Source organism: Caballeronia udeis, from assembly GCF_044909315.1.
In the GTDB taxonomy this organism is placed as follows: Bacteria; Pseudomonadota; Gammaproteobacteria; order Burkholderiales; family Burkholderiaceae; genus Caballeronia; species Caballeronia udeis_A.
In genome coordinates this window covers 97,611-108,980 of record NZ_JBIYEB010000034.1, presented here as the reverse complement: position 1 = coordinate 108,980, position 11,370 = coordinate 97,611, and the positions used below count along the sequence as shown (strand labels likewise).

12 protein-coding genes are annotated in these 11,370 nt (G+C 60.8%); 2 read left to right on the top strand and 10 right to left on the bottom strand.

Annotated elements, in window-relative coordinates; all coding sequences use genetic code 11:
• On the bottom strand, positions 1-332 hold a 332-nt coding region (locus tag ABH944_RS37355), incomplete at its 3' end, for an electron transfer flavoprotein subunit beta/FixA family protein (protein WP_404659658.1).
• A 312-nt stretch (positions 333-644) separates the two neighbouring features.
• Here ABH944_RS37355 and ABH944_RS37350 point away from each other — a divergent pair.
• Positions 645-1,541 (top strand): alpha/beta hydrolase, encoded by an 897-nt coding sequence (locus ABH944_RS37350; RefSeq protein ID WP_404613992.1) that lies wholly within the window; start codon positions 645-647, stop codon positions 1,539-1,541.
• A 35-nt stretch (positions 1,542-1,576) separates the two neighbouring features.
• On the opposite strand, the gene ABH944_RS37345 is transcribed toward ABH944_RS37350, so the two are convergent.
• Positions 1,577-2,500, bottom strand: a complete 924-nt coding sequence (locus tag ABH944_RS37345) for a histone deacetylase family protein (protein WP_404613994.1) — start codon at positions 2,498-2,500, stop codon at positions 1,577-1,579.
• 305 nt (positions 2,501-2,805) lie between these two features.
• Here ABH944_RS37345 and mltB point away from each other — a divergent pair, with 305 nt between their 5' ends.
• The gene (gene mltB / locus ABH944_RS37340) at positions 2,806-3,978 is read left to right on the top strand and encodes a lytic murein transglycosylase B (protein ID WP_404613996.1); all 1,173 of its coding nucleotides are present in this window, start codon (positions 2,806-2,808) and stop codon (positions 3,976-3,978) included.
• 93 nt (positions 3,979-4,071) lie between these two features.
• Here mltB and cysM read toward each other — a convergent pair whose 3' ends face one another.
• The 8 genes from cysM to ABH944_RS37300 all read right to left on the bottom strand — a co-directional run bounded on the left by cysM (position 4,072) and on the right by ABH944_RS37300 (position 11,349).
• Positions 4,072-4,974, bottom strand: coding sequence for a cysteine synthase CysM (cysM, locus tag ABH944_RS37335; protein ID WP_404613998.1), 903 nt, complete (start codon positions 4,972-4,974; stop codon positions 4,072-4,074).
• Positions 4,975-5,155: 181 nt separating this feature from the next.
• Entirely contained in the window at positions 5,156-5,485 is a 330-nt protein-coding gene (locus ABH944_RS37330) for a ComEA family DNA-binding protein (RefSeq protein WP_404614000.1), read from the bottom strand.
• Positions 5,486-5,559: 74 nt separating this feature from the next.
• Positions 5,560-6,552: an ADP-glyceromanno-heptose 6-epimerase gene (gene rfaD, locus ABH944_RS37325; RefSeq protein ID WP_404614002.1), complete on the bottom strand. Its 993-nt coding sequence runs from the start codon at positions 6,550-6,552 to the stop codon at positions 5,560-5,562.
• A gap of 31 nt (positions 6,553-6,583) precedes the next feature.
• The gene (gene rfaE1, locus ABH944_RS37320) at positions 6,584-7,573 is read right to left on the bottom strand and encodes a D-glycero-beta-D-manno-heptose-7-phosphate kinase (RefSeq protein ID WP_404614004.1); all 990 of its coding nucleotides are present in this window, start codon (positions 7,571-7,573) and stop codon (positions 6,584-6,586) included.
• On the bottom strand, positions 7,551-8,942 hold the full coding sequence (locus ABH944_RS37315) for a UDP-glucose dehydrogenase family protein (protein WP_404614006.1): 1,392 nt from the start codon (positions 8,940-8,942) through the stop codon (positions 7,551-7,553). The genes rfaE1 and ABH944_RS37315 overlap by 23 nt, the downstream gene beginning before the upstream one ends.
• Before the next feature lie 138 nt (positions 8,943-9,080).
• Positions 9,081-10,256, bottom strand: a complete 1,176-nt coding sequence (gene lapB / locus ABH944_RS37310) for a lipopolysaccharide assembly protein LapB (RefSeq protein WP_404614008.1) — start codon at positions 10,254-10,256, stop codon at positions 9,081-9,083.
• A gap of 91 nt (positions 10,257-10,347) precedes the next feature.
• A complete protein-coding gene (locus tag ABH944_RS37305; protein WP_404614010.1) occupies positions 10,348-10,641 on the bottom strand; it encodes a LapA family protein in 294 nt (97 codons plus the stop codon).
• Between the two features lie 369 nt (positions 10,642-11,010).
• Complete coding sequence (locus ABH944_RS37300) at positions 11,011-11,349, bottom strand: integration host factor subunit beta (protein WP_062091224.1); 339 nt, start codon at positions 11,347-11,349, stop codon at positions 11,011-11,013.
• Positions 11,350-11,370 lie beyond the last annotated feature (21 nt).

Below are 11,370 nucleotides of genomic sequence, written 5' to 3'. Positions count from 1 at the left end.
TGCGGCTGCTCTTTATCGACCAGCGCCTTCAAAATCTTGGCAACTGCCAGCGGCTGCAATTCCTCAGTCGATTCGACCAGGATCGCGCGATCCGCTCCGATCGCCAGCGCCGTACGCAGCGTTTCCTGGCATTGCGTCACGCCGCACGACACGGCGATCACTTCGGTCGCCACGCCCGCTTCACGCAGGCGCACCGCTTCTTCCACGGCGATTTCATCGAACGGATTCATCGACATCTTCACGTTCGCGATGTCCACTGCGCTGCCATCCGGCTTTACCCGGACTTTCACGTTGTAGTCGACCACGCGTTTGACTGGCACCAAGATTTTCATGCACACGCTCCTAAGTTACGAATACATCATCCCAAGCCCATTATAACGAGTGACTCCCGCCGCCGAATGCTTACGGCCGGCTCGCGATGAGTCCGACAGGCTTGGCACAATCAGTAGACGCTTATTTTTACAGCACGATCGTTCTATTTTACGCGTAAAACGGCATGGATGGCAATCAGGGATGCGTTCTAAACGGCACATTTGCCGTTTTGCCGCCAGCGTTTTTTATGAGCCTTTTACTCCAGACGAGCAGCGGGCCAGTCAGGTATGTGGGGACTATCATCTGCGGAATCCCGATTTTGCCGACAGGCCATGCAAAAAACCGCGCACAGCACATATTCGACCAGCAGCGTCGCCACCAGCGATGGCATCGACCTTCATCTTCATCGATGGCAAGCCGCTGCCACGTTCTCTGAAGCGCTGGCGCGAATCGCGCTGGTGCACGGTCTGGCGGAACATGCGCGCCGCTACGACGCGTTGGCGCTGCGCCTGAACGCGGCGGGCATCGAATTGATTGCCGTGGATCTGCGTGGGCATGGCAAATCGCCCGGCGAGCGCGTGTGGATCGAATCCTTCGACGATTATTTGCTCGACACCGACGCCCTGCTTGACGTCGCGGACACTACCGCGCCGCAGGACATCCCGCTGTTCCTGATGGGACATAGCATGGGTGGCGCCATCGCCGCGCTTTATGCCGCCGAGCGTCTGCCTGCAAATGGCCGGAAACTGGCCGGACTGATCCTGTCGAGCGCCGCGCTCAAACCGCCGGCCAACGCGCCGCGCTGGAAACTCAAGCTGGGTGGCCTGATCAGCCGCCTGATGCCGCACTTTCCCGCGCTGACCATCGATCCCGCCACCTTGTCCCGTGCACACGGCGTGGTCGAGGCGAACCGGTGCGATCCGTTGGTCCATCATCGGGCAATACCCGCCCGCACGGCGGCGCAGATCGTGGCCACCATGCACCGCATTGCTGCTCAACGCGCGTCGATCGAATTGCCGCTGTTCGTGTTCCACGGCACGCAGGATGCACTCACCAACCCCGACGGAAGCCGCGAATTCGAAGCCAACACCGGTTCGATGGATAGCACCCTGATGATGCTGGAAGGCAGTTATCACGAGACGCTCAACGACCTCGACCGGGATCGCGTGATCAAGGCGCTGATCGACTGGACGCTCGTGCGCGCGGAGCTTGAGCGTTCGCGCATATAGGGTTTCGGGTCCGCCGCGAGTCTTGGCCTGAAGCGTCAGATATCGGCCAGCGCACGCACATGCGCGACCACGCTTCGCCCGAGCGCCGACAGGTTGTAGCCGCCCTCCAGACTGCTCACTATCCGGCCCTTCGCATGCCGCTTCGCCACCGCGCGGATTTGCTCGGTCAGCCACGTATAGTCGTCCTCGACCAGACCCATGTTGCCGAGATCGTCCTCGCGATGCGCGTCGAAACCTGCGGAGACGAAGATCATCTGCGGCTTGAATTCATCGAGTCTCGGCAACCACATCATGTCGACCGCTTCGCGCACAGCCATGCCTTTCGTACGCGCGGGCATGGGCAGATTGACCATGTTCGATGCGTGATTGTCGGCACCGCTGTACGGATAGAACGGGTGCTGGAAAAAGCTGCACATCAGCACGCGCGGATCGCCCGAGAACGCGGCCTCTGTGCCGTTGCCGTGATGCACGTCGAAATCGATGACCGCCACGCGCTCCAGCCCGTGCACTTCAAGCGCGTGACGCGCAGCGATTGCAATGTTGTTGAAGAAGCAAAAGCCCATCGCGCGCGCCGGTTCCGCGTGATGTCCCGGCGGCCGTACGCTGCAGAACGCGTTGTCGTAGGTGCCGGCAATTACGGCGTCGGTCGCGGCTACCGCTGCGCCCGCAGCGCGTAAAGCCGCGCGGTAGGAGCCGGGCGACATCAGCGTATCGGGGTCGATTTCCGCCCGGCCCACAGAGGGCGCCGTCTCCTTGACGAAATCGATATGCGCCTGCGTATGAACCCGCGCCAGGTCCTCTTCACTCGCGAGCGGTGCTTCTTCGCGTTCGATCAGGGTGTCGATACGGCTTGCAATCAACTGATCCTCGATCGCCTGAAGACGCGCGGGGCACTCGGGATGCCACGGCCCCATGTCATGAAGAAGGCAATCTGGATGGGTATAAAAGCCGGTAGCCATGATGTATGCGCAGCCGGGCGTGCCGTGCCGCGTGTCTCGTGTCGTTCAGATGTTTTTGTCGGTCGCGATGCCACCCTTCCTGCCGCACCACTGTCAGCGGCCGAACGCCGCACCGCGCGGGTTCTTGTTAAGTTACCACACTGGAAATGACACGGCTGTACAGCACCGCTCTTGCGGCGTCCGCGCACGCTCCAAAGGCTTTCGGGATGGTCCCGAAAACGCGTCGGTTATACTGATCCGACTCTCGTATGCCCTGCGCGCATTTCCGGCGCGCCTCGCGTTACATCGCCACAATTACGCACACTATGAACTTCAAGTTTGCTTCGACCGTCTTGCCTCTTTCGGCGCAAACCGCGCGCCTCGCCTCAGTCGCCAGCCTGGTTTGCGCACTTGGCACACTCGGTACAGGCCAGGCAGTCGCGCAATCGCAGCCCCAACCCGCCACACCGCAAGGACAAGTGTTCGAAGAGGAGATCGTGCCGCAGCGTTACGCGAACAATCCCAATGTGGACGCGTTCATCAACGATCTCGTTGCACGCTACGACTTCGATTCCGCCGCCCTGCACGACCTGTTCAATCACGTGAGCTATTCGGCGACTGCCGTGAAGCTGGTGCTGCCCTCGCCCACTCCCGCCACCAAGAACTGGCGCGCGTACCAGGCACGTTTCGTGGAGCCGATACGGATTGCAGCCGGCGTGAAATTCTGGCGCGCGAACCAGGCTGCGCTGCAGCGCGCATCGGATCAATACGGCGTGCCACCTGAAGCGATTGTCGGGATCATCGGCGTGGAAACCATCTATGGCCGCTACATGGGTAACTTCCGCGCGCTCGATGCACTCACCACGCTGACCTTCGATTACCCGAACACGCCGAACCGCGCCGAACGGCAAGCAACGTTCCGCAAGAATCTCGAAGATTTGCTGGTCTGGACGCACGATCAGCAGATCGACCCGACTACCGTGCTCGGTTCGTACACGGGCGCGATCGGCATTCCGCAATTCCTGCCGAGCAGCATCGTGCAGTACGCGGTGGATTTCGAGGGCAATGGGCACATCGATTTGCGGACCAGTCCCGCCGACGCCATCGGCAGCGTCGCGAACTATCTGAAGCAGCACGGTTGGGAATCGGGACGGCCGGTGGTCTGGAAGATAGCCGGCGACGTAGGCAGTCAAGGCATTGCGCAAGCAGCCGCCGATGGTCAGCCCGAGCCGCACTGGTCGCTCGCGCAACTCACGAAAGCTGGCCTGCTGACGAGCGAACCGGGGCTTAACACCGCAGCGGAAGCGGGCACGCCGCTGACGGTCGTCGACTTGCCGACGCCAGGCCGCGCGACTGAATACACACTTGGCCTGAAGAACTTCTACGTGCTCACGCGCTACAACCGCAGCTTCTTCTATGCACTCGCCGTATATCAGCTCGGCGAAGCGGTGAAGGCGCAGATGGCGGCGGGAAATGCGGGCGGTTCAGCATCACAATGACGTAGACGGCGAGGGTCTTTGACCCCCATGAAAAAAGCCCGGTCGATACCGGGCTTTTTTGCGCTTGGGCCTTAGCGAATGACCAAGCCAATGTCAGGCCGGGAACACACCCGTGGACAAGTAGCGGTCACCGCGGTCGCAAACAACAAACACGATGGTCGCGTTCTCGACCTGACGGGCCACGCGCAACGCCACTTCGCACGCGCCGGCGGCTGAAATCCCGCAAAAAATGCCTTCCACCGATGCCAGCCGCCGGGCCATTGCCTCGGATGCTGCCTGACTGACGTTTTCCGTGCGGTCCACGCGGCTGCGATCGAAAATTTTCGGCAGATACGCTTCGGGCCACTTGCGGATGCCGGGGATGCGCGAGCCTTCTTCCGGCTGCGCCCCGATGATCTCGATGTTCTCGTTCTTTTCTTTCAGGTATTGCGACACGCCCATGATGGTGCCGGTCGTACCCATGGCGGACACAAAATGCGTGATACGGCCTTCGGTGTCACGCCAGAGTTCCGGGCCGGTGGTCTCGTAGTGGGCGAGCGGGTTATCCGGATTCGCGAACTGGTCGAGGATGATGCCCTTGCCGTCGCGCTGCATTTGCTCGGCGAGATCGCGGGCGTATTCCATGCCGCCGGTAACCGGCGTGAGTACGATTTGCGCGCCGTAAGCCGCCATGCTTTGGCGACGTTCGATCGACAGGTCCTCCGGCATGAGGAGCACCATTTTGTAACCGCGAATGGCTGCGGCCATGGCGAGCGCGATACCGGTGTTGCCGCTTGTGGACTCGATCAGCGTGTCGCCGGGCTTGATGCGGCCGCGCTCTTCCGCCTTCTTGATCATCGACAGCGCCGGGCGGTCCTTCACCGAACCCGCCGGGTTGTTGCCCTCGAGCTTGCCGAGGATCACGTTATTGCGGCTGCGGATTTCGTCGTCCGGGATGCGGACCAGTTGCACCAGCGGTGTATTGCCAATGGTGTCTTCGATAGTCTTGTAAGCCATAGCGGTCGTGGGGTTGCTGCAGTCGATAAGCTGTTGATTGTAGCCCAGGGGGTTTTCGGGTGCCGGGCGGCCCTATTGGACGGAGGGGCTGATTTCCTGGTGCGTTGGAAGCGTCTGCAGGCTGCCGGCGAACGAAGGCGCATCAGGTCGACCGGCGCGCCGACCGATGCGCCACAGCGCGTTACTTTTTGACCGTAACCGCAGCGGCAGGCGGTTTGCCGGCGGCACCGGCAGCCGCCACTGGCGCCCCGGCCGGTCCAATGGTCAGCCCTTCGGCCTGCAAGCGCTCGACCGTCTTGCCACCCATGCCCTTGACACGCTTGCTCAACTCGGCCGCGTCCTTAAACGGACCACGCGCTTCGCGTTCATCGAGAATGGCTTTCGCCTTGGCGGGCCCAATGCCCTTGATGCCGCGTAACGCGTCGGAATTGGCATTGTTGATATCCATGGCAGCGAACGCCGAACCAATGGATACAGCCAGTGTGAACGCCGCGAGAAGTTTCTTGATCATGTGAGTCTCCCTTGAAAACCGGTCCGCGATGATCGCTGACCGGGAGACCCAGTGGATGAAGATAGCGAATGCTTTTATAGCTGACCGAACAGCCAACGCACGTACCTGTCGACGCCTTCCTGAACCGTCAGGAACGGTGCGTCATACCCCGCCGTGCGCAGCTTCGACTGATCGGCCTGCGTGAAGCATTGGTACTTGCCGCGCAACGCATCGGGGAACGGAATGTACTCAATCAAGCCACGCTGCACCAGCTCCGCCAGCGACAACGGCGCTTCACCATCCATTGCCCGCAGCGAGTTCACTACCGTCGACGCAATGTCGTTGAACGGCTGCGCGCGCCCTGTGCCAAGGTTGAAAATACCCGATGTCTCCGGATGATCGAAGAAGTGCAGATTGACCTTCGTCACGTCTTCCACCGACACGAAATCGCGCGTCTGCTCACCCGCGCCATACCCGTTGTACTCGCCAAACAGCTTGACCTTGCCCTCGGCGCGGAACTGATTGAAGTTGTGGAACGCGACGGACGCCATGCGCCCCTTGTGATTCTCGCGCTGCCCGTACACGTTGAAATAACGGAAGCCGGCAATCTGGGAACGCGCTTTCGGCAGGATCTGGCGCACGATCTGGTCGAAGAGAAATTTCGAATAACCGTACACGTTCAACGGCTTCTCGACGTCGCGACGCTCAACGAATTCACTCGATCCGCCATAAACCGCCGCCGACGATGCATACAGGAACTGCACCCCCTGCTCGAGGCACGTATCCAGCACATCGCGGCTATAGCGGAAGTTGTTGTCCATCATGTAGCGGCCGTCGGTTTCCATCGTGTCGGAACACGCGCCCTCATGGAAAATGGCCCTGACCTTGCCGAAATCGCCACGCTTGAAGCGTGCGACGAATTCGGTCTTGTCGAGATAATCGTCGACTTCGCAATCGACCAGGTTCTTGAATTTGTCGGCGCGCGTGAGGTTGTCGACCGCGATCACCCGCTGCTCGCCTCGCTCGTTGAGCGCCTTGACGATGTTGCTGCCGATAAACCCGGCCGCGCCGGTAACAATGATTGTCATGGTGGTTTTAGCCGCTAAGTCAGCCGAAATGTCAGGCGAAAAGTTCGTTGTAGTCGACGGTCGCCGTACCCAGCTTGCCGACGACGATTCCCGCGGCGCGGTTAGCGTAAGCGATCGAGTCCACCAGCGGCACACCCGCGCCCAGCATGGTTGCGACGGTTGCAATGACCGTGTCGCCGGCACCCGAAACATCATACACTTCGCGTGCATCGGCCTGCGTGTGGACCACCCGGCCGGCGGTGAAGAGCGTCATGCCCTCCTCTGATCTCGTCAGCAGCAACGCGCTGAGATCGAGCGATTCGCGCAGCGTCGTGACGCGTGCGAGCAAATCTTCTTCCGAGCTCCAGCGCCCGACCACCTCGCGCAATTCCGCGCGGTTCGGCGTGATCAGCGTGGCGCCGCGATACCGGTCCCAGTCGTCGCCCTTCGGGTCGACCAGCACCGGCTTGCCGGCCCGCTTCGCGTTCGCGATCATTTGCGTCACATGCGTCAAGCCGCCCTTCGCGTAATCCGACATCAGGATCACATCGTGTTGCGGCAAGAGCGTTTCGAACCGGGCAAGACACGCGCTCAGGACTTCGTGTGTCGGCGAATTTTCGAAATCGACCCGCAGGAGTTGCTGCTGCCGCGACAACACGCGCAGCTTGATGGTCGTGAGCAATTCGGGGTCGCGTTCGAGGAATGCGGTAACCCGGCTCTCGCCCAGCAATTCCACAATGCGTTCGCCCGGTTCATCATGCCCGACCACACACAACAAGCCCGCCTGCGCGCCCAGCGCAGCCGCGTTGCGCGCCACGTTCGCCGCGCCGCCAAGCCGGTCTTCCTTGCGTTGTACATGCACGACCGGTACAGGCGCTTCCGGGGATATCCGGTTCACATCGCCGAACCAATAGCGGTCAAGCATCACGTCACCGACGACTAGCACACGCGCCGCCGCGATGCGCGCACGCGGAACCGGTGGAACGGGAGCGCTCAAAGCGACAGCGGGCACCGCTGCATCAGGCGGCAGGGAGTTCGACATGGGGACGTCCTATTGCAAAATAGTCGATGCCGAGTTCCGCCATCGCTTCGGGTTCGTACAGGTTGCGGCCATCGAAGATGACCGGCATCTTGAGCTCGCTCTTCAGATGGGCAAAGTCCGGGCTCTTGAACTCCTTCCATTCGGTCACTATCACAAGAGCATCCGCGCCGGGCAACGCGTCTTTTTGTGCCTCGACGAAATGCAGGCGTTCCAGTTGCTGCGGTTTATTAGCGAGATCGAGCGCGAATACGCGGCGGCTTTCCGCCAGCGCGACCGGATCATAAGCGCGAACCGTCGCACCGCGCTCGAGCAGCGCGCCAATCAGGCGGCGGCTCGACGCCTCGCGCATGTCGTCGGTATTCGGCTTGAACGCGAGGCCCCATACGGCGAACGTGCGGCCGCGCAGGTCTTCGCCCATGCGCTTCATGATCTTGCCGACGAGCACTTCCTTTTGCAGATCGTTCACTTCTTCCACGGCTTCGAGAATCCGCAACCGATGCCCGTTTTCACGTGCCGTCTGCGCCAGCGCCTGCACGTCCTTCGGGAAACACGAACCACCGTAACCGCAACCCGCATACAGGAAGTGATAGCCGATACGCGGGTCCGATCCAATGCCACGACGCACCGCTTCAATATCGGCACCCACGGCATCGGCGAGATTCGACAAATCGTTCATGAACGAGATGCGCGTGGCGAGCATGGCGTTCGCCGCGTACTTCGTGAACTCCGCCGAGCGCACATCCATATAGAGCGTGCGATCGTGATTGCGGTTGAACGGAGCATAGAGGCGCTTGATCTTCTCGCGCGCGATCTGCCCGGCTTCGTCGTCGTCCACGCCGAGCACGATGCGGTCGGGGCGCATGAAGTCGTCGACAGCCGCGCCCTCCTTCAGGAACTCCGGATTCGATAAAACCGAAAAGGCGTTCTTCCCCGTCGGTTCAATCCCGCGTGCCTTCAATTCTTCTACGACCACGTTGCGTACGTGCTGGGCTGTGCCGACCGGCACCGTCGATTTATCGACGATCACCTTGAAGCCGTTTGCATAACGCCCGATGTTGCGCGCTGCCTCGAGCACATACTGCAAATCCGCAGAACCGTCCTCGTCCGGCGGCGTTCCCACCGCGATGAACTGGATCTCGCCGTGCTCGACGCTTTCCTTGATATCCGTGGAAAAGCGGATGCGGCCGGCAGCACGCGTCCGTTTCAGTATCTCGTGCAAGCCCGGTTCGTGGATCGGCACGCCCCCGTTATTGAGGATGTCGATCTTGCGTGCATCGACGTCCAGGCACAGCACGTCGTTGCCAATTTCAGCGAGGCACGCGCCGGTGACTAGTCCGACGTAGCCCGTCCCGATGATGGATATTTTCATAAGCGTTCCGGAGAGACCGGTGATTGTCGAAGGATCAGGCCAAAACGGCCGCGGAGTCCGATCGTTTCAAACGTTGCGCGTCCTGAGCGGGCCGCACCACGCGAGACGCGCGTCAGTCGGTGGTCACGCAAACCGCGCTCAGGCGGATGCGGTGATCGGCTCGACGCGGCGTGGCGCATAGGTTTCCCAGCCGCTGCAGCCAGGACATTGCCAGTAAAAAAGACGCGCGCGGAAACCGCAATTCTGGCACGTGTAGCGCGGCAGGTTCTTGGTCCGCTGCTTGACGAGCGTGCGCATCAGTTCGAGTTCGCTGCGACGCGGTTCCTCGGCCGTGGCAACTTGCGCCTCCAGCAGCCGCGTCATGCCCGCTACATTCGGCGACGTCTGCATCTGGTGCCGGGCGAGCGCATGGGCCGCTTCCATTCCGCGCAATTGCGACACGTGCTTGAACGCCACGTCGAGCAGGTCGTTGGATGGATATCGATTCACATAATCGACCAGCAAATCGACACCTTCAACCGTACGGCCGAGTTGTTCGTAAGCGTGCATCAGCTTTTCGGCCACTAGTGGCAGATAAGCCGCATTCTGCTCTTCCACGCGGCGCCAGCATGCAATTGCGGCTTCCAGCTCGCCTCCGGCGGCATCCACGTCGCCAACCAGGATCGTCGCGCGCACATTGTCGGGGTTTGCAGCGAGCGCGAGCTTCAGTTCCGCGCGGGCGTCTGCCGGGTTCTTGCGCTGCAGCGCTTCCTGCGCGAGCTCGCAATGAAACTGGGCGACTTCCTTCTCGAGCGTCGCCGCACCCATTTCTTCGATCCGGCCCGCGGTTGCAATCGACTTCTTCCAATCCTTCTCGATCTCGTAGATGGTCAGCAACGCCCGCTGCGCGCCGAGCGCATATTCGCCGGCTTCGAGCGACCGGAAGGTTTCCTCGGCGCGATCCAGCAAACCCGCCTTCAGGAAATCCTGGCCAAGTTCGAACAACGCGTGATCGCGTTCGGCGACGGGCAGATCAGGGCGGCTCAGCAGGTTCTGATGCACGCGAATAGCGCGGTCCGTCTCACCGCGGCGACGAAACAGGTTACCGAGCGCAAAGTGTAATTCGATGGTTTCAGGGTCAAGCTTCGCAACTTCGATAAAGGCGTCGATAGCCTTGTCGTGTTGCTCGTTCAGCAGGAAATTGAGGCCGCGAAAATACGAGCGCGGCAGATTCGCGTTTTCAGACAGCAGCGTTTTCAGGTCATAGCGGGATGCGATCCAGCCGAGAGCAAACGCGACCGGAATGACAAGCAGCCACCAGAAGTCTAGATCCATGCGAATTCTTGGAAAGGGTTAAGAGCTGGCGCGGGGTGCCGGAAGCGGGCACCCTCCCGCACCGGCGCGGGGCCAGACAGCGCGCGACCCGTCAGATCAGCGGTGGCATAGGCGGGTCCATTGGCACGACGGGTACGTCGCGCGCCACGCGCAATTCACGCTTGAGCCGGGCATTTTCCATCCGCAGGCGAAATAACGACGGCAGCGACGAGAGCAGTCCTGCAACTAGGCCGACGACAAAAAACGCCAGGCCGATCAGGATCAGCGGTGCTTGCCAGAAGTAGCCGGCGAGAAAATTGAGCGTCGCACTTTGTGTGTTGGCCAATGCCAGCACAAGCAGGAGCACGAAAACCAGTACACGGATCAGCCAGACAAAAAATTTCATAAGGGTCTCTTTGACGGCAATAGCGGGACAACAGAGCGAGCAACCCGGGCGGCGGATACAAACACCGATATTCACGAGGGACGCAAAGCTCGGGCCACGCTGCCCTTGGTTGTTGGCGTCCGGTATTGTAATTGAAGCGTATGAGGCAATGCGCAACGGCTTGGACGATAGGCCGGTCGGCAGGACGTCCGCGGGAGTTTACCGCCTTACGGCGACGCCAAAAATGGCAATAGAGAACGAACGTGCGGAACGGCAGCGCCATTTGCATGCTTTCGGTTGAGGCATAAAAAAAGCACCCTTGCGGGTGCTTCTTCCGGTCATTTGCCTCTGGCTGACAGCGGTTTGATGCAGGATGAACCCGGACGCCGGTCAAACATCGTCGTCTTCGTCACTGTCTGCTTCGTTCGACTGTTTCAGCGGCTCGCCCGCGCGGCCATCTACTCGTTCGCGCAATTCCTTGCCCGGCTTGAAGTGCGGCACGAATTTCTCCGGTACCAGCACCTTCTCCCCCGACTTGGGATTGCGTCCAACGCGCGATGGACGACGGTTGAGGCCGAAACTGCCGAAGCCGCGGATTTCGATGCGATGGCCATTCGCCAAAGCGTCCGACATCGCATCGAGCATCGTCTTCACCGCGAAATCCGCATCTTTAAGAACAAGTTGCGGAAATCGCAGCGCCAGTTGGGCGACCAATTCCGATTTGGTCATACTGCAGCAGTACCTTGCGGC